The organism is Scopulibacillus cellulosilyticus, from assembly GCF_042665295.1.
GTDB classification, from domain to species: domain Bacteria; phylum Bacillota; class Bacilli; order Bacillales; family Sporolactobacillaceae; genus Scopulibacillus_A; species Scopulibacillus_A cellulosilyticus.
Genome location: NZ_JBHTCO010000002.1, coordinates 259,272 through 279,220, shown reverse-complemented (window position 1 = coordinate 279,220; position 19,949 = coordinate 259,272). Strand labels below are relative to the sequence as shown.

The window sequence follows — 19,949 nt, the reverse complement described above, 5'->3', positions numbered from 1 at the left end:
AAATGCATATACACGTAACTCCTATCCTTCTCTTGTTTCTGGACAATTCAAGTGTAAAGGATTAAGGAGCTTGCGTGTATTTTTTTGTTTTAATTTTTCTCATACCCCAACAAATATTATAGAGCCATTTTTATATACTTTTCGCTGTTTATGTGCGATTTTTCGCTGTTAAAAAAAAACGTCCCGCGTGCGGGACGTTTTTTTAAATCTCTACTGTCCAATTAAGAACATCTTCTTCCTTGCCCAACTGGATATTTGTAATTGCTTGGTAAAGACGCATTGATAAATCGCCTATTTGATTGCCGTTAACAATGATCTGTTCATCTTTCCATTTTAATTCTCCAACCGGTGAAATAACAGCGGCTGTACCCGCTCCGAATACTTCTCTCAGCTCACCTTTATGATAAGCATTGAAAATATCTTTAACAGATATACGTTCTTCACGGACAGGGACGCCCCAGTGTTGCAACAATTGAATAACAGAATCCCTTGTAATTCCGCCAAGGATGCTGCCATTAAGTTTAGGCGTAATTACTTCGCCTTTGACTTTGAAGAAGATATTCATGCTGCCAACTTCTTCGATATATTTCTTTTCAACCGCATCCAGCCATAGAACCTGATCATAACCTTGCTCTTCTGCTTCTTCTTGCGCTTTTAGGCTGGCTGCATAGTTGCCGGAAGTTTTAACATAGCCCACACCGCCGGGCACCGCGCGAATGTATTGATCCTCTACATATATTTTAGTCGGTGACAATTGTCCTGAATAGTAAGAACCTACTGGAGATAGGATGATCATAAATTTGTATTGTCCGGCTGGTCTAACCCCTAAGTATGGTTCTGTTGCAATAACAAAAGGCCTGATGTATAACGATGTTCCTTCCTCTTCCGGAATCCAATCTTTCTCTAATTCAACCAACTGTTTAATGGCTTCTAATACAACATCTTCATCAAGCGTCGGTATACTCATTCTATCACAGGATAAATTCAGTCTTTTAACATTCTTATCGGGTCTGAATAATAATACCTTGCCTTCTTTGGTCTTATAAGCTTTTAATCCTTCAAAGACAGCTTGACCATAGTGAAAGACCATTGATGACGGATCTAATACTAACGGTTCATAAGGTGTAATTTTTGGCGAATGCCAGCCTTTATCTTTTTGATAATCCATCACAAACATATAATCAGTAAAATATTTGCCAAAGCCTAAAGATTCAACAGACGGCTTTTCTTTCTTTGCATTTGTTTTAACTAATTCAATCACTTGGTTCAATCTAAGCATCCCTTTCTCTATTTATCTCACTCGTGATGTTTCATTCGATTATATCAGAAGCGGCTGATTAATTATACAACTAAAATAATTTCTATTTATTTTAAAGCTTTTTCAGTTCATTAATCACCGCGTTTGTTACTTCTTCAGTCGTTGCTTTCCCGCCTAGATCAGGTGTCTTAATGCCTGAATCGAGTACATTTTCAATCGAAGAAAGCAAATGATTACCTAACTCATTCTCGCCAAAATGATCAAGCATCATTTTAGCTGTCCAAATTTGTCCGATCGGATTGGCAATGCCTTTTCCGACAATATCAGGGGCCGATCCATGAACCGGCTCGAACATCGAAGGATATTTGCCGTTTAAATTAATATTAGCAGATGGTGCAATACCGATACTGCCCATAATCGCTGCCCCTACATCAGTTAATATATCTCCAAATAAATTACTGGCAACAATCACATCAAAGGTTTCCGGCTGTGAAACGAGAAAAGCCGACAAAGCATCAATATGCACTTTTCTTGTTTTTATATCAGGAAAATCAATTGCGGTTTCTTTGAAAACTTCATCCCAAAATGGCATAGAATGGACAATGCCATTTGATTTTGTCGCACTGGTCACATGATGACGCCGGCTTTCAGCCAATTTAAATGCGTAGTCCATTGCCCGGCGTGTGCCCTTTTTTGTAAAAACAGCATTCTGTATAGCTATTTCATCATCGCCTTGATGTATCCGTCCGCCTGATTCACTGTATTCTCCTTCACTGTTCTCCCTGACAACAATAAAATCAAAGCCCTTCGGATCATGGAGAGGCGAACGAACACCTTTAATATGTTTTGCCGGACGAATATTAACCACTTGTTCAAATGATCGGCGAATATTAATTAGCAGCCCCCATAGGGAAATGTGATCAGGAACCTTATTCGGATCGCCGACTGCTCCAAGAAAAACGGCATCGTGCGGCTGCAATTGTTCAAGGCCGTCCTCCGGCATCATCACACCATGTTCCAAATAATAATCACAGTTCCATGGATATTCTGTAAATTGAAAAGATAACCCGCCGTGAAGATCAGCTGCTGTTTCTAATACTCTCACAGCCTCAGAAACGACTTCTTTGCCTATTCCATCTCCTGGTATGACTGCTATATTGAAGTCTTTCATTTCTACATCCCTTTCTATAACAACGGTTGCTGAAACATTATAAAAATTCTAATATAATCTTATCACAAAATCTTCGATTAAGGGGATGATGATTTTTGGAATTTATAAGAAATTATTTAACAATAAAAAAACTTGCCGATTGGCAAGCCGTATGGCGCAGCCATAGGCTTAGTTGCCCTTATACTGTCTACATACATTATCATGACAACTAAACCGAACCTGCTTCTAAGTTGTCAAGATATACTTTCCGACAATATAAAAGACAGCCAGGATCATCTCCCGGCTGTGGAACACTTTAAACTTTATCTTCATATTCTTCTTCAGCTTCAATTAAAAATACATTTTTTAAATCAATTTCAAGATCACTAAGAATATTAACTTTAATAACATCTTTTCTAAAAAACATGCCTTGGCGCTGGTACGTTCCATCTTCAAGTAAATAAACCTCGATCACCTGATTGTACGGGTCGACAATCCAATATTCCTTAATACCGGCTTCCTCATACTTATTGAATTTTAAAATCCTGTCATTCTTTGCGGTAGACGGCGAAAGTATTTCTGCAGCAAGATCGGGCGGACCAATAATACGCTTGTTATCAATTTTGTTTTCGTCACAGACGACAATCAGATCCGGTTGAACCCAATTTTTAATTTTATTTATATCTGTCTTTTTCTTATCAAACAAACAAACATCGATTGGTGAAGTAAAAGTTTCGCATTCTTTGCCCCTTAAATACATAGCAAATTCAACCGCTAATTCCCTTAAAACCCGTTGATGGTCAGGTGTTCGGGCTGGTGTCATGCTGATCACCTGTCCATCTAATACTTCACAGCGCTTTCCTTCGTCCCATTTTAAATATTCCGCGTATGTCATTTCTTCCCGGTTATCGATTAGAGACATTGAATATCCCTCCGGAGGGTATTTTTGTCTATTATATCAAGAACGATGGAGAAATTTCTATCGATGGTTGATACTCCGTAAAATTTAAAACGCCCAATTACCGTTCCGGAAAATCGCTTCGCGCGTGCCGTCTGCCAATATACCGTCGATATCCATTTCTTCGGACCCTATCATAAAATCGACATGTGTAATACTGATGTTTAAGCCGTTGTTTCCAAGCTCTTCTTCATTCATTTGTTTGCCGCCTTCAATACAAAACGCGTAAGCACTGCCAATTGCTAAGTGGTTGGAGGCATTTTCATCAAATAAGGTATTGTAGAATAAAATATTTGACTGGGAAATGGGCGATTGATGCGGGACCAGGGCAACTTCGCCTATGTAATGAGAACCTTCATCTGTTTCTACAAGTCTTTTTAAAATATCTTCACCCTGTTCTGCCTTCACATCAACAATTCGGCCGTTCTCAAATGTAACTGTGAAATTATCAATTAAATTACCGCCGTAGCTCAAGGGTTTTGTACTGGACACATAACCATCAATACCATCTTTTTGGGGAGCCGTAAAAACCTCCTCTGTCGGCATGTTAGCCATAAAATCTACGCCCTGTTCATTTTCGCTTCCCGCGCCAATCCAAATATGCTTCTCAGGCAGCTTAATCGTTAAATCAGTACCCGGTGCCTTGTAGTGAAGCATTTTATATTTTTTATTATTTAATATATCAACTTTACGATGCAATGTTTGATCATGATCTTTCCAAGCTTGTACAGGGTCTTCAGTATCAATTCTTGTTGAAGAGAAAATAGCATCCCATAGTTTTTCAATACATTGATTATCATTTGGGAAAACTTTTTCAGCCCAAGCCTGAGACGCTGCAGCTACAACAGTCCAGCTTACCTTATCAGACTGTACATATTGTCTAAACTTATTAAGAGCTTTTCCGGAAGCTTTTTGGAAATTGGAAATACGTTCCGGATCGATGCCTTTTAATAAATCAGGATTATTGGAAACGATTGAAATAAAAGCTGCACCTTTCTCCGCAAGTTCTTCCTTTTCTTTTACCTTCCATTCGGGGACTTCTTTAAAGACCTCTTCATCCGCTTTTTCATATTTTAAGCGTGTTAATACATCATCCGCCCAATCAATGTGAACATTTTTGGCTCCAATTTCGTAAGCATGTTTGGCAACAAGTCGAACTAATGGCGCTGATTCTAAATTTGCTGAAACTAAAACCTCTTGTCCTTTTTGAACATTAACCCCTACCTTGACAATAAGTTCTGCATATTTATCCAGCTTTTCTTGAAAATTAGACATTTAACATTCTCCTTTTCCATAATCTTCTTTTATTTTACCAGTGTACAATTCATTTTAAAAATTTAAAAATGGTCAAGAAAGTTTTGCCAAAAAAGAACAGCCGGCAGTTTCACTGCCGGCTTGTATTCTATCATTTGTATTAAATTTAAATAGATTAAAGATTTTTATTTGGATTGATTTTCAAATTTAATAGATTTAAACCATTAATGAAACATACTTCGTTTCCAGATATTCTTCAATACCTTCAGCGCCGCCTTCACTTCCGAGACCGCTTTGCTTGATACCGCCGAACGGTGCTTGTGCGGTAGATGGCAGCCCGTCATTCCAACCGACAATACCGTATTGAAGCTCTTCAGATATTTTTGTACCGCGGGAAACGCTTTCTGTAAAGAAGTAAGCAGCAAGACCGAATGGTGTATCATTAGCCAAGCGGATAGCTTCTTCGTCTGTTTCGAATTTTTGAATTGGCGCAATCGGACCAAATGTTTCAATATGCATGATTTCCATATCTGACGTTACATCCTTTAACACAGTCGGCTCAAAGAAATAGCTGTTGTTTTCAGCTTTACCGTGACCGCCGACAACACATGTTGCGCCTTTTTCAACGGCATCCTTAACTTGATGTTCAACCTTTTCATAGCCGCCCTTATCGATAAGCGGTCCTAAATCTACGCCTTCTTCCATGCCGTTACCGACTTTAAGCTCTTTGACTTTTGCTGCGAATTTATCAACGAATTCATCATAAACACTTGAATGTACATATAAACGGTTGGCACATACACAAGTTTGACCGCTGTTACGATATTTGCTGGCAATAGCCATATCAACAGCTTTATCTAAATCAGCGTCTTCACAAACAATTACCGGTGCGTGTCCGCCAAGCTCCATGGACATTTTCTTAACCGTTTTTGCGCCCTGTTCCATTAACAGGCGGCCAACTTCAGTTGAACCTGTAAATGTTATTTTACGGACTCTTTCATCATCCATAAAAGCATTGGTAATCTCTTTAGAATTTCCGCAAACAACATTAACCACTCCTTTAGGAATGCCTGCTTGCTCACAGTATTCAGCAAGCTTAAGTGCAGTTAACGGCGTTTGTTTCGGCGGTTTTACGATAAATGTACAGCCGGCAGCAAGCGCAGGTGCAAGCTTGCGGGTGATCATTGCCGCTGGGAAATTCCAAGGCGTAATGGCTGCAACAACACCAACAGGCTGCTTAAGCACTTTAATGCGATGGTTTTCATTTTTGCCTGGAACTGTGCGGCCGTAAATACGCTTTGCCTCTTCTGCAAACCATTCCATGAATGAAGCAGCATAGGCCACCTCGCCTGTTGATTCTTTCAGCGTTTTACCGTTTTCAAGCGTCATAATTTCGGCAAGTTCTTTTTTATTCTCAAGCATAAGGTCGCGAACTTTCATAAGAAGACCGGCGCGTTCAGCCGCAGTTTTCTTTGACCATTCAGGAAGGGCTTGATGTGCTGCTTCAATTGCCTGATTTGCTTCATTATATCCTGCAGACGGCACTGTGCCAATTAATTCACCGGTTGCCGGGTTTGTAACTTCGATTTTTTCATGTTCTTTACCAGTCCATTGACCATCAATATAGTTTAGCATGTCTAGTTGTTTCACTTAGAAACCTCCCTTATGTAATCTTTATTGTCTATATAACCTTAATTCAGGATCAGAAAACTTTTTTCCTGCTAATGACGATATTTTTTTTAGAAATTTTGTCGATTTTTAAAACATTATTTAAGACAGTGCATAAATATTCAAGATAAAACAAACCTTAAAAATGACCAAATATCATTAAGAAATGTGCCTAAATCAATATTTTAGACGATATTCCAGAATATGAAGGAGGCTCCGGCAGTGGAGAAACTGGATAAATTAAATTACATTAATGGAGAATGGGTTGGAAAAAACGAACAAAAATTTGAAATTAAAAATCCGGCTACCGGTGAAGTTGTCGGAACGATGCCAGAGGGGACGAAACAAGATGTTGAATCGGCAATTGATGCAGCGGACAAAGCCTTCCCCGAATGGGCAAATCTCTCCGCTGAAAAACGTGCGGATTATTTAAAAAAATTATTCCATATTATGATGGATAAAAAAGAAGAATTAGCAACGATCATGACCTTAGAGAGCGGCAAGCCGTTAAAAGAGGCTCGCGGTGAAGTCGATTACGCCGCTTCATTTATTGAATGGTTTGCTGAAGAAGCCAGGCGCGCTTACGGACGGATTATCCCTGGAAAAACAGCCGATCAGCGCATTCAAGTGATTAAACAGCCCGTTGGTGTCGTTGCCGCCATTACCCCGTGGAATTTTCCCGCCGCGATGATTACAAGAAAAATGGGACCGGCGCTTGCCGCAGGGTGTACTTTTATTGTTAAACCGCCGAAAGAAACACCGCTGACTGCCATTAAGCTGATGGAATACTGTGAAGAGGCAGGGATTCCAAAAGGTGTTGTTAATCATGTTGTTTGCCCGGATGAAATTTTCAGCAATACAATTAAAGACAGCACAAAGGTACGGAAGCTGACATTTACCGGTTCAACTGAAGTTGGCGTGCTTTTAATGAAGCAAAGTGCCGAGCATATTAAAAAAGTATCATTCGAACTGGGCGGACAAGCGCCATTTATTGTCCTTGATGATGCTGATTTGGATAAAGCCGTCAAAGGAACGATTGCCTCGAAGTTTCGCAATGCCGGCCAAACTTGTATTTGCGCAAACCGTTTTTACGTTCAGTCAAAGGTTTATGATGCATTTATCGAAAAGCTTGAAAAAGAAGTTAAAAAGCTAAAAGTTGGCAACGGGCTTGAAGAAGGTGTTGACATCGGGCCGCTTATTAACAAAGATGGTTATGAAAAGGTCGAGCATCATGTAAAAGATGCCCTTGAAAAAGGTGCAAAGGTCGTTACAGGCGGAAAAGGAGAAATTAAGAATGATAATGCCTATTTCTTCGAGCCGACCATTTTAAAAGATTGTAATGAACATATGGTTTGCATGCAGCAAGAAACATTTGGACCGCTTATCCCGGTACAAAAAATTGAAACAGATGAAGAAGCGATTGGCGCTGCTAACCATACACGTTATGGACTTGCCGGTTATTTCTTTACAGAAAGCGTTACCCGCGGAACAAAAATGGCTGAAGCCCTTCAATATGGGATCGTTGGCTGGAATCATGGTGCGCCGTCTGCTGCTCAAGCGCCATTCGGCGGAATGAAGGAAAGCGGTCTCGGACGTGAAGGCGGTACAGAAGGCTTTGATGAGTACCTTGAGACGAAATATATTTCTTTTGGTTTATAGTTTATAAAGAAAGGAGAGTGACAAGTCTGTCCTCTCCTTAATCATTATCCAAATTTTATCCTTTTATAAAGTTTCCAGGTGCACCCTGCTGCCTTTTCCGGATGGTTCCGCAGGCTCAACATATAACTTTCTCGATAAACGTGCCCTTAATTCCGGGACATGGCTGATGACACCAATAGATAATTGATTCATATGAAGTTTTTCAAGTGATGTGATAACCGTATCAAGTAATTCTTGATCAAGTGTGCCAAAACCTTCATCTAAAAAGAAAAACTGCAGCGGAACATCACCGCGTAATTGAATTTGCGCGGATAATGACAGTGCGAGGGCTAAAGAGGTTAAAAATGTTTCTCCTCCAGAGAGCGTAGACACCGGCCGTCTAATGCCGCCATTCGCATCATCTCTAATAACGAATCCTAATGATGTGTCTACTTCAAGAGCATAACGCTGTCTTGTTAAATCGCCAAGCCTTTTTGAAGCATCAAAACAGACTTGATTCAATTGCTCTTCAGCAACAAATTCCACAAAACTGTTGCCGCGAAAAACTTGCTGAAGTTTTTGCAGCTGATTAGCTTTTTGCCAGTGACCCTCTTTTTCCTTTTCCAGTATTTTGTAGCGTTCATGATTTCCTTTTATAGTTGTAAGCTCTTGATACAGGCTTGCTTTTCTTTCAAGCAAACGCTCATATTCATCCTTTAACTGCAGTAAACGTTTTTCAATCTCATTAAACTGTTCTTCAGTTAACGAATCGTCACCGACACGATCTTTTAACTTTTGAATATCATTAGTGACTTGGCTCAGTTCTGTATCATAATCTTGGATCTCTTTTTCTATCTTAGCCTTCTCTTCATCTTCCAAATGTGCTGCTTTTACCGCCTCTTCATCGGTAAAATTCGTTTTTATAAGAGCGTTATCCCAATCTATTTTTGCTTTTTCCAGCCGTTCTGTCGCATATTTATAGTTATTTTCAGCATTCGAATAATCCTTTTCCGCTGAAAACCGTAACGTTTGTACTTTTTGCCACTCGTTATAAGCAGATTCCTCTTGACTCTTAAGCTGGTTCAATTCTTTTTCAAGCTCTTTAAGGCATTGATCTATCGCCAGATCTTCTTCTGTTCCCAACGCTTTAAGTTTTTGCTTTTGAGTCTCGACCGATTGGGTTAACAGCTGTATCATGCTGCTGTTTTCAGTCTTCTGAGATTGCAGAGAACTGATACTCTCCCGCAGTTCATCAATTTGTTTATTGATATCATCTTTCGCTTTTAAAAACTGATCGTATTTCTTTGAAAACTGTTCAGTCAACTTATCCTTTTGCTGTATCTTTTCTAATTCACTTGCAGCATCTTCATAAGACAGATCAGCATATACTTTTTCCCAACGATCTTTCTTCGATTGAATCATTTCTTTCAATTTCTCTGCCTTTTTTTCTATATCGAGTTGATGTTTTTGATAAAAATCGATTTCAGTTTGAATTGATGATAACTGTTGCCCCGATGTTTGTGCCTCATTTATTTTTTTATCTGTTTCTTCACTTAGTGCCAAAACATCTTGCTTGACCGCCTTGATTTGGCTGGCAATAGCTTGGATATCTTGATGATTGAACTGAAGGGGATCAGATATTTCCTTATAGTTGATTGGTAAATCAGGCAAAGAGATGTCATCCGCGTATTCAGCCAATCTTGAAGATTGGCTTTCTAACCTCATTTTTAATGTCTCAATTTCATTAATCTGTTTTTGCAGTTCTTGAATATCTTGACGGCAATGCGTACGTTTTGACTCCAGGTCACTTTCTTCAAGGTAACTCCCGTTCTGTATCGGGTTTGGATGATGAGTGGAACCGCAAACCGGGCAAGGTTTACCGTCTTTAAGGTCTTGAGAAATCTGTAAGGAAAGTTTTTGCTTATATGCAGCTTTCAACTGATTTTCAATTCTAACCTCTTCTTGTTCCAGAAACCGCTTTGTCATATGCGCCTGACTTTCATATTCAGCTGCCTGATGATAAATATTATCATGTTTCTTCGTCAACGACTCTAGATATTTAAGAACAGCTTTATGTTTTTCATTTGCCTTTTCTAAATCATTCTTTTTCTTAAGAAGACCTGAGCGGTTTTTTTTCCAATCCTCTCGCCACTCTAACAATTGTTGATGCAAAGCGCTGATGTTTTGCTTATCAGCCATGGCCTTTGAAACCGTTTCTCTGTATTCAGAAGAGACTTTTGCCGATTGCAGTTTTTCTTGAATGTTTTTAAGATCCTGACCAACTTTTTGATAGTCTATTTGCTGTTCTTTAAGAACTTTCTCCTTTTCTCCAATCTTTAAAGCTAATGTTTGTTCAATCTGTTTCTTTTGATTAAGCTGGTTTTGTTGCGTGAAGAGTTCCTTTTGAATCTCTCTTGATTGCTCCCACTTGGAACGCTGTTTTAACAAAACAGGCTCTCTTTCATTTCTATGCTGCTTAGCTTTTTCATAAGAGATTTGGCATTTTTCTTCTTTTTCTTTTGCTTGTTCGTATCGGCTTTTCGCCTCTTTCAACGTTAGTGACGTTTCATCATAATGTTTCTTTGCACCTTGCCATTCTTTCATGGCTGGCATGATTTTTTCTGCAGCCTCTGACTGTGCGAGGCGGTTTTTCCTGCCGTGAATTTCCGGTTGCTTTTCTATTAATTTTTGATAATGCTTTTGATTTTCTTCAAGCTCAAGCTGCCATTGCCATCGTTGCTTGACTTGTTCAAACTGCTTTTCGTTTTTGCTTAATTCGTCCTTAGTATGGTCAACAGTCTCAGTCATTTCCGTGAACTGTTTTTTTATGTCTTCCAGCTTTTCTTTTGAAGCATCGCCAAGCCCTTGTTGTTCGGCTGCTATCTCTTTGATGCGTTGGTTTTCTTCTTGCATGTGAACTTTGATTTTATCATTCAGTTCATCGCCGTATTTTTCTAAATGAAAAAGGCGCTGCAGCATTTTCCGGCGATCGGCGCCTTTTAAAGTCAAGAATTCGGCAAATTTTCCTTGAGGCAACACAACGGCCCGGGTAAAGTCTTCATGCGTTAAACCTAAAATATCTTGAATTCCTTGGGTGACATCCCGCTCTTTGTCTGCTAAAACTTCTGTTTCTATATCATTTATTTTCAACAAACGGGAGCTGCCGATTTTCATACTGCCATCTTTTGATCGTTTATAACTTCTTTCTACACAATATCGTTTTGTCCTTTCACCTGACAGCTCAAATGTAAAAGCTACAGATAACTGGTTTTCTGCATGATTCATAATCCCTTGTGTATTTTTCTTTGCCCTTTCGACTTTTCCGTAAAGCGCAAGGGTCATAGCGTCAAGAAGTGAAGATTTGCCGCTGCCGGTCGGCCCAAATATCCCAAAAACTCCAGCTTCGCAAAGCTTATCAAATTCTACCGTTTGCTGGTCGCGAAAGCTGTGCAAACCTGAGACAGAAAGTTTAATAGGACGCATGAAGAGCCGCCTCCTGTTCCACAGTATCTTTATTGTCATCTTCATTGATTAAATTTAAAAACAGCTTAATAAGGTCATCTTCCGGCTGAGCACCGTTTGTTTGCTGCTCGTAAAAGCGGGTAAATAATTCATCTATCGGCATATCTGCAACTTGTTTTTTTGTCTTTTCTTCTTCTAATTGATAAACAGGCTTAATATGAATAATCCCTTGATGCTGCTTTCTCAGCTGTTGAATTTCTTGAATAGATAATGATCCGTTTAAATGAATCTCCAGGTCTATCCATGCATGAGAATCCCTGCCCTCTTCAAGCCATTGATGGACTTCATTCAAACCGTGCTTCGCCTGCCATTTAACAAGCGGCCTCCCCGCAGATAAATAAATCTCTTTTACAGAAGCCGTTTTGCTGGGCTCTACATCAATAACGGTTACCGACTTAGGCTGGTTAGCTTCTGAAAAACTGTAAGCGAGCGGTGAACCGGAATACCTTGTTGGTGCAGATGCTTGGTGAATCGTTTGCGGCCGATGCAAGTGTCCAAGCGCAATATATTGAGCTTCTTTCGGCAAAGATTGCGGTGAAACGGTATAAGCGCCGCCTACTTGAATAGGCCGCTCTGAATCCGATTCCCTGCTGCCGGCAATAAACAGGTGACTCATCATAATATTAACAGTGTCTTTTCTAAAAGACTTGGCATGCTCTGAAAAAACTCTCGCCAGACGTTGTTCGTAAGCCAATTGTATATCTTTTTCCTCATTCATTACACTCAGAACTTCATTTAATCTGGATTCTGACGGATAAGGAACTGCACTGACAATCATGTCAGAACCGGCTGCGGGGACAGGGATGCGCAATGGTTGTGCAATCGGTTTGCCAATCAAAGTGATTGCCTGAACATTTGCAATCGGTGCAGATGCCTGTAATCGTTCCGGGTTGTCATGGTTGCCGGAGATAACGACGATCGGCCGATGACCATTATTTGATAAGCGGTGAACCGTTTCATAAAATAAAGTTTCTGAGGCCGCCGGCGGGTTAACCGTATCAAAAGCATCCCCCGCCATAATAACCGCATCAATATGCTCTTCTTCGGCAATCTGGCATATTTCGTCCATAACAGCTTCTTGCTCAGAATGACGGGACCGTCCTTCTAAAGTTCTGCCCAAATGCCAATCTGCTGTATGCAGTAATCTCACACTTTCTCCTCCTTCCTTATTTCAATAAACCGTCCGATATCAAATGACCATAAACCGACCGTTTGTACCTTTCGTTTCCAAATCCTTTCAATTGCCGTTTTATAAAGTACCATCTGTTTTTCGTATCGAAGTATCATCTGCTTTTCCGCCTCTTCTATCGAGGGATAACGCTCGGCTACCTGATCCGTTTTATAATCAATAAGGGCAAGGCCGTCATGATCTTCAATCAAACAGTCAATAACGCCTTGAACGAGAATTTTTTCATTATCATCATTTTGCCAATCTGGGTACGTTTCATTGCTGTCAAGAACTAAACTAAATGGACATTCTCTGACTACTCTCGGAGCGTTTATCATCCGCTGCCCTATCGAAGATTTAAAAAATGCTAATATTGCTTCATAGTCTAAGCTGTTTTCTTGTTCAGGCGTCATCAATTCATTGGCAAGACAAGCTGCCCCTTGTTCTTTTAATGAATCGATTGATATTTCTCGGGAAATATCGACATGCTGCATCATCATATGCATAGCCGTTCCCTTTTCTGTTGCCGATAGCTGCCCTTTTTGCAAAAAACGCGGGCGGTCGCCGATCGGCTGCCGGAATTGCCTTATCATTGCTTCGTCGAATCCATCATTAAAATAATCCTGCTGCCTTTTAATTTCCGTCACTGTTTGTTTGGCCATAAAGCTTGTCGCTTTATTGTAAGAATAATTCCAAGTCAACCGGCGACTAATTTTATCAATATATTCCCCGTTTGTTTGAACTGGCTGCCATTGCTTGATTTGCAGCCATTTCTTATCCTTTTCTTCAGAAGGGTTTTCTTCCGGCAACAATTCGTTTGATGGTACTACTTTAGTTACCCATGATGAGCTGTCAAGAGAAACAGTTGTTTTATCAGGTTGTTCCCCGGCGATTTCATGCAGCGTATCTGCTTGGCAATGGCGAATAACAGCCGGGCCGATCCAATCAAGAAACGTTTTTCCTTTACTTCGGTCAAATGCCGGTAAAAGCCATGATTTTTTCTGAACATACGCCGCCCACTTTTTGATCGTTTTTTCGGCATCATTGATTGTACCAATAAGGTAAAGTTTTTCTTTCGCCCGTGTTAAAGCAACATACAGCACACGCATTTCTTCAGCTAACATTTCTTCTGCCATTTTTTGTTTAATTGCTAAAAACGGCATGGTTGGCAAACTGATTCTTTTCTCCGGATCAATATTTCTCGTTCCAAAGCCTAATCCTTTATGGAGCAGCGCCTTTTGACGAAGGTCCATTTGATTAAATTGTTTATTTAAACCGCCGACAAAAACAACGGGGTACTCCAGACCCTTACTTTTATGAATCGTCATAATCCGGACGACATCTTCCTGTTCGCTAAGTGCTCTTGCCGCCCCCAAATCACTGCCGCGATCCCGCATTCGTTCGATAAACCTTAGAAATCTAAATAAACCGCGGAACGATGTTTTTTCGTACTGGCGGGCACGGTCATACAAAGCTTTCAGATTGGCTTGTCTTTGATTGCCGCCTGCCAGTCCAACAACATAATCATAGTAACCCGTCTCACGATAAATTTGCCAAATAAGATCCGCTAATGCGCCGGAACGCGCCCGGCTTCGCCATGACTGTAACTGTTCTGTGAAGTATATAAGCTTATTTGCCAAAGAATTATTATTGTCGCTTATATAAGCCTTTAATGCTTCATAAAATGGTACCTTATCTTGTTTGAGACGAATTTGTGCAAGATCGTTACCGGAAAGGCCGACAATAGGTGACCTAAGGACAGCAGCCAAAGGAATGTCCTGATACGGATTATCAATGACATTCAACAGAGACATCATCACGGAAACCTCAACAGCATCGAAGTAACCTGTTGATAATTCAGCATGGGCAGGAATGCCTTGTTGCTTTAAAATATCAATCATTGTCGGTGCTAAGCTTTGTGCAGCGCGGAGTAAAATGACAATATCACGATATTGTATCGGCCGGTTACGCTTTAAATCCTTATCGAAAACTTGAAAAGCTTCATCCGGATTTGTTCCTATTAATTCTTTTATTTTCTTTGCAATTTGATGGGCCTCCAGTTCAGCCGCTTGAAAATCCTCAGCTTCATCAGTTTCCTCATCTGCATTATTATTTTTCCGGTTAATGATCAATAGTTCAGCTGGATGCGATGCTTCAGGATAAGATGCACCAAGCTTGAGTTCGGCTTGTTCATCATAGTCAATTTCACCAACTTCTTCGTCCATAATTTGCTTAAAGAGATAGTTCGTTCCATCAATTATCTCTTGCCGGCTTCTGAAGTTTTTGGCCAAGTCAATCTTACAGCCTGTTTCACTATCAACGTGTCCAAATTGCTTATATTTGGTTAGAAACAAGCCGGGCTCCGCTAACCGGAACCGATAAATACTCTGTTTGACATCACCAACCATAAACAAGTTTCCGCCAAGCGCCTGATCACGGCTGACAAGCTGGAGAATCGTTTCCTGCACAAGGTTTGTATCTTGATATTCATCAACTAAGACTTCTTCAAATTGCGCGCGGTATTGTTCAGCTACTGAAGAAGGCAATTCTTGACCTGGAACCGCGGCACGATCCCGAAGAATATCCAGACAATAATGCTCCAGATCAGAAAAATCAACAACGCCTTTTTCTAATTTTGCTTTCCGGTATCGTATTGAAAACTCTTTAACTAAATCAATCAGCTGATCAACATAAGGCGCCATTTCTTTTAGATCTTGTAAATAGGAATCCGGAGTACGCTTAAACCATTCGTCTTGAATTTTGGTTACTTGCTTTTTCACTGAATCTCTTAAATCTTTTACTTGTTTCTTCAAAGCTTCTATATAATCATCGCCCTTAACGGCCTTTAATTTTGTAAATTTTATATTAGAAAATGCCTGATAACAATCCTCCCAAGTTTGATCACACGTATAGATTAACTTTTCAATCATTGCTTTATCTTGTTCAATATTATCTAAATAAGGCACCGGTCCGCCGGGTTCATTTGCGAGCGTTTCAGCCTGTTTTAAAATACTTAATAAACTCATTAATTGTTGCTTAAGGGCCGCTTTAACCCCTTCAGTCCACTTAAGTTCGTCAATGCTTGTCAAATCTTCAACATGATAAGCTTGGGATATGTCATCTAACCATTGCTCAGGCCATGAATGGCTTCCGGAAAAATCGTAAATTTTTTGGATTAAATTTTGTAAATATATATCATTTCGGTCATTTGAATAACGATCAACCAGTCCATAGAATAACTGATTATCCTCTGAGCTGTAAAAATCCTCAAACAAATCCTCCATAACCTCTTCCCGGAGCAATTCACCTTCAGTTGTATCAATAATTCTAAATGACGGATCAAGGTCAAGCAGATAATAGTAGCGTTTAACAACTGATAAACAAAAAGCATGACAGGTCATAATAGAAGCTTTATTTAACAGGGATAGTTGTCTCCTTAAAAATAACGAACCAGGATTTTCACTCAATGCTTTTTCCAAAGCTTTCCCAATTCTGGACCTCATTTCAGCAGCTGCCGCATTAGTAAAGGTAACAATTAATAAGCGGTCAACATCGATTGGGTGATCTGGATCAGTAATTTTACTTATAATCCTTTCAACAAGAACGGCTGTCTTACCGGAACCCGCCGCTGCCGCTACTAATATATCTTTTCCTTTTTCTGTAATCGCCTGCCATTGTTCATCGGTCCACTGGCTATTTGCCGGCTTACTCTTTTGCATTTCCACTATCCGCACCTCCATCCGCTATCATTTTTCTTAAAATATCTTCATCATTTTCTTTTCTCAACTGCCGGTAATTGTTATCATTTTGTGATTGATCAAACTGACAAACCGATTTAAATGAACAGTATTGGCAAGGGGTTTTGTCCTTGAGTTTGTACGGAGATATACGAATATTTCCTTCCGTAATGCTCGTCCCGGCAGCAATAATGACTTGCCGGACATATCGCCTTAATGTTTGAAAAGACTCATCATCGGCAACTGATGAATATTTCATAAATCCGCCGTCTTTCTTTAAAGACACAGGCAATATATCTGATTTAGAGGCCATGCTTTGATCCATTAATTTAGCGACCTCTTCATCAGCTAAAATAAGCCCTCTCATTTTAAATTGTTTCATCAATTCATATTCTAAATCACTCTCAGTCAGCTTCTTCGTTTCATTAAGCATCGGATTATGCACATGAAAATAAAGGACACCCGCCGGCGTTGCCTCAGCACCTAGCCAATCCTTTGCGAAGGTTAAGATAACATCTAAATAGGTAATCATTTGTAAGGCTAAACCAAAATAAATATCTGTTAAACTAAGATCCTTAGCGCTTGATTTATAATCAATAATTCTAAGCAACATGCCTGTGTTTCCCTCACCCTTGTCGACACGGTCAATCCTTCCGGCCAGTTCCATTCTGCAACCGTTTGGCAGTTCAAAAGTTAATGGCGGAATCGGTTGTTTTGGACCAAACGGAAGCTCCAATCCTACCGGAGAAAAGCCGCTCACCATAGCATGCTGCCTCATGACTTTTGCCGCACGGATAATGACTTGCTCAAGCTTATGCTGTAAATATTGATGGCGATGCGAGCTTAATAGAATCTCACGCTGCAATTTTGGCGCCAGCCGGTTAACAGTGTTAAACGCCATCTCTTCACATTCACTTACGGAGACATCCGCCCATGACCTTTTATCTTTCATTAAGGCTTCTGTCATGAGTTTAATAGCCGAGTGGAACAATTCTCCGATATCAGGCGCTTCCAACCGGTATACTTCCCGTTCTTTGAGGCGCAATCCATAAGATGCAAATTGTGCAAACGGACAAGCATTAAACAGCTCCATTCTCGAAACACTTGCCCGGATTGTCGTCCCAAATAGTGATTTGGCAGTATCCGGGTTAAGCCTTTCTTGATTTTGATAAAATAAGCTGCTGAGTATATTTCTGCTTTTTCTTGACCATTGATCGCTCTCTGTATACCAATTATATACATCCCACCAAAGATCAGCAACTGGATAGCCTTTGTCCCACTGGCGAATTTGTGAAGCGAGCCTGCCTATCGTTTTGCCTGGTGTTGTCACAAAGTTTAATTGTTTTTCTTCAATGACCTCATGCGGTTCAGCAGGAATAAACCTCACGTTAATATCAGGAAAAATTGACTTCAATCTGCCAATAAGCGGTGACGCCATCAAGGATTGCCCGTCCTCCGCCGCCAGCGGATAGGAAATAAATAACTTGTCGCTGGCACTTGTCATCGCGCGATATATCAGAAATTCTTCATCGAGAATTTGTGAACGTGTCCCTTCAGCCAGATGAATACCATAGTCTTCTAGCAACTGGCGATCTTCATCAGAAAACACATGATCCTCATCAGGCTTAGCTGGTAATATCCCTTCATTGGCACCCAGAATAAATACCGCTTTTGTATTAGACAGACGGGTTCTGTCAATGCTTCCTACTAAAACTTGGTCAAGCGCAGGCGGCACTAAAGAGAAGTGAAGCGAATCCAGACCAGTGTCCAATACTTTAGCAAATATTTCTAAAGACATTTCTTCAGAACCGGCTGCCTCAACAAATTGATCTAAACAATCCATCAAAGCGCCCCATACTTGGTCATGTTCTCTTGCTTCGTCAAGTCTGCCGCTTGCTTCAGCTTGATTTCTTAAACGCTCAATTTTTTCCGGAACAGACAGACCTAAAAGAAATTCATATAAAACCGTACACTTATCAAGAATAGTCTTAGCGGCTTTCATGTCAGATTCAAATTCTAATAGGGGTTCCCTTATCAGTTCCCGAAGCCTATTAATTTCCTTTTGGTAATCCAGCTCCTCATCAGTTTGTTTCGTTTCTTTTTCTCTTAACCCGCGGTATTGCCGATACTGCCACGGCTTATTTTGTTTCCATGCCCCGCCATAAATACCGTAGGATATACAATAGTTTTCCAGTCCATCCATTTGTTCCCTCATTTGGTGAAGATCCGCATCAAAAGGAAAAATCAGATCGGTTTTTATACAGCGAAAAACAGGCTCATAGCGCCAATTTTGCTGAATAACATCTATCGCTGAACGAATAAATTCGATTAATGAATGATGTCTCATCGGCCGTTTCTGATCGATAAAAACAGGGATCTGATAATCCTTAAAAATCGTCTCAGTTAATTCATGATATATAGATAAATCACGAACGAGCACGGCTATATCACGATACCTTAATCCCTCGTCCCTGACTAAACGAAGCACGTCTCTGGCTGCCTGTTCAATTTCCTCTCTGCGATTGACAGCTTCAGACAAACATATAGCCTGTCCGGAATATGCTTCTGCTGCGGGCCGCCTTTCATAGTATTTTTCCAGGTGGTTAAGTGCCGGTTCATTAAACCTTATCGATTCATTCAAAAGCACAGGTTCTTGGATATTAATTGAATGATCCGTTGCCGATTGCCTGATTTGCCGGTAAGTTTGCGCAGTCTTTCTAAATAATGAAAGCTCTCCAGGATGAATATCATCATAAGCTCTATCAACAGTTAATGTAACAGTCACATGTTTTGCTTGCTTCATAAGCATAACGAGAGCCTCTATCTCGCGGGGCGTAAAACTATCAAAACCATCTATCCAAACTTCGGCATCTTGGAAAAATGTTGTTTGATCCGCCTTTTCAATAAACAGCTTAAGATAATCCTCTGAATCAACATATTTGTTCAATAAAGCATTTTCTAATTGAGTATAAATAAACTGCATATCATAGAGCTTATCTTTTAAAAGTTTTTCACCGGATTCTCCTGCCGCTTCTTCCAGTCTTTCATACTTTCGATATAAATCTCCTGGCGTCAAACAATACTGCTTAAATTCCGTGATCGTCGTATGTAAAACATCATAAAAGCCTTTCTGCTCCGATGCCTTCTGAAAAACACGGAGTTCGTCTTTATGATGTTCAATAATCTTGCGTATTACCATCATCATACCCGAACGATTTAAGTGGTACCTCGTTATCCCGCCTGCCTGCTGGAGCACCCGCAAAGCTAATCGTGAAAAACTGTAGACATTAAAACGGGTCATGCCTTTGAGATCCGGCGTTTTTGCTATTTCATATTCTGTTTCAAATGTCATTTGGTCAGGAACAATATATATAAGAGGCGGACCGTCAGGCGTTTGACGCAATACATTTCTGACTTCTTCGAAACAATATTTCGTTTTGCCGGTACCCGCCCGCCCGAGTATAAATCGTAAAGACATACCTGGTAAAACCTCCGTTCAGTGAAAATATCATTCTTATATTATCTCATCTTTTTTAAGCCGGGAACAGTCACAGGAATTGCTAACTATGAAGAACCTTTCCAAAGTGTTGTTAACA

The 19,949-nt window shown here is 40.2% G+C and carries 10 protein-coding genes; 1 reads left to right on the top strand and 9 read right to left on the bottom strand.

The features are described from left to right. Positions 1-202 precede the first annotated feature (202 nt). The 5 genes from ACFQRG_RS02400 to ACFQRG_RS02380 form a co-directional block, all read right to left on the bottom strand. Positions 203-1,270: a branched-chain amino acid aminotransferase gene (locus ACFQRG_RS02400; protein ID WP_380963230.1), complete on the bottom strand. Its 1,068-nt coding sequence runs from the start codon at positions 1,268-1,270 to the stop codon at positions 203-205. A 100-nt stretch (positions 1,271-1,370) separates the two neighbouring features. Next, complete coding sequence (locus ACFQRG_RS02395) at positions 1,371-2,429, bottom strand: tartrate dehydrogenase (RefSeq protein WP_380963228.1); 1,059 nt, start codon at positions 2,427-2,429, stop codon at positions 1,371-1,373. Positions 2,430-2,724: 295 nt separating this feature from the next. Further along, positions 2,725-3,330 (bottom strand): Uma2 family endonuclease, encoded by a 606-nt coding sequence (locus tag ACFQRG_RS02390; RefSeq protein WP_380963226.1) that lies wholly within the window; start codon positions 3,328-3,330, stop codon positions 2,725-2,727. 84 nt (positions 3,331-3,414) lie between these two features. Continuing rightward, a complete protein-coding gene (locus ACFQRG_RS02385) occupies positions 3,415-4,641 on the bottom strand; it encodes an aminopeptidase (RefSeq protein WP_380963224.1) in 1,227 nt (408 codons plus the stop codon). A gap of 195 nt (positions 4,642-4,836) precedes the next feature. Then, a complete protein-coding gene (locus ACFQRG_RS02380) occupies positions 4,837-6,255 on the bottom strand; it encodes an NAD-dependent succinate-semialdehyde dehydrogenase (RefSeq protein ID WP_380963263.1) in 1,419 nt (472 codons plus the stop codon). Between the two features lie 264 nt (positions 6,256-6,519). Here ACFQRG_RS02380 and ACFQRG_RS02375 point away from each other — a divergent pair, with 264 nt between their 5' ends. Beyond that, on the top strand, positions 6,520-7,947 hold the full coding sequence (locus ACFQRG_RS02375; protein ID WP_380963261.1) for an NAD-dependent succinate-semialdehyde dehydrogenase: 1,428 nt from the start codon (positions 6,520-6,522) through the stop codon (positions 7,945-7,947). 63 nt (positions 7,948-8,010) lie between these two features. Here ACFQRG_RS02375 and ACFQRG_RS02370 read toward each other — a convergent pair whose 3' ends face one another. Genes ACFQRG_RS02370 through addB form a run of 4 tightly spaced genes read right to left on the bottom strand, consistent with a single transcriptional unit; the run spans position 8,011 to position 19,831 of the window. Then, entirely contained in the window at positions 8,011-11,409 is a 3,399-nt protein-coding gene (locus ACFQRG_RS02370) for an AAA family ATPase (RefSeq protein ID WP_380963222.1), read from the bottom strand. Beyond that, a complete protein-coding gene (locus ACFQRG_RS02365) occupies positions 11,396-12,598 on the bottom strand; it encodes an exonuclease SbcCD subunit D (protein WP_380963220.1) in 1,203 nt (400 codons plus the stop codon). The genes ACFQRG_RS02370 and ACFQRG_RS02365 overlap by 14 nt, the downstream gene beginning before the upstream one ends. Continuing rightward, positions 12,595-16,335, bottom strand: a complete 3,741-nt coding sequence (addA, locus tag ACFQRG_RS02360; protein WP_380963259.1) for a helicase-exonuclease AddAB subunit AddA — start codon at positions 16,333-16,335, stop codon at positions 12,595-12,597. Before addA ends, ACFQRG_RS02365 begins: the two co-directional genes overlap by 4 nt. Beyond that, the gene (addB, locus tag ACFQRG_RS02355; RefSeq protein ID WP_380963218.1) at positions 16,322-19,831 is read right to left on the bottom strand and encodes a helicase-exonuclease AddAB subunit AddB; all 3,510 of its coding nucleotides are present in this window, start codon (positions 19,829-19,831) and stop codon (positions 16,322-16,324) included. The genes addA and addB overlap by 14 nt, the downstream gene beginning before the upstream one ends. Positions 19,832-19,949 lie beyond the last annotated feature (118 nt).

What these genes read in the sequence shown, in the direction of transcription:
- ACFQRG_RS02370 (WP_380963222.1), bottom strand. Translation starts at nt 11,409, where the DNA reads ATGCGTCCTATTAAACTTTCTGTCTCAGGTTTGCACAGCTTTCGCGAC.
- ACFQRG_RS02395 (WP_380963228.1), bottom strand. Translation starts at nt 2,429, where the DNA reads ATGAAAGACTTCAATATAGCAGTCATACCAGGAGATGGAATAGGCAAA.
- addB (WP_380963218.1), bottom strand. Translation starts at nt 19,831, where the DNA reads ATGTCTTTACGATTTATACTCGGGCGGGCGGGTACCGGCAAAACGAAA.
- ACFQRG_RS02385 (WP_380963224.1), bottom strand. Translation starts at nt 4,641, where the DNA reads ATGTCTAATTTTCAAGAAAAGCTGGATAAATATGCAGAACTTATTGTC.
- ACFQRG_RS02380 (WP_380963263.1), bottom strand. Translation starts at nt 6,255, where the DNA reads ATGCTAAACTATATTGATGGTCAATGGACTGGTAAAGAACATGAAAAA.
- ACFQRG_RS02390 (WP_380963226.1), bottom strand. Translation starts at nt 3,330, where the DNA reads ATGTCTCTAATCGATAACCGGGAAGAAATGACATACGCGGAATATTTA.
- addA (WP_380963259.1), bottom strand. Translation starts at nt 16,335, where the DNA reads ATGCAAAAGAGTAAGCCGGCAAATAGCCAGTGGACCGATGAACAATGG.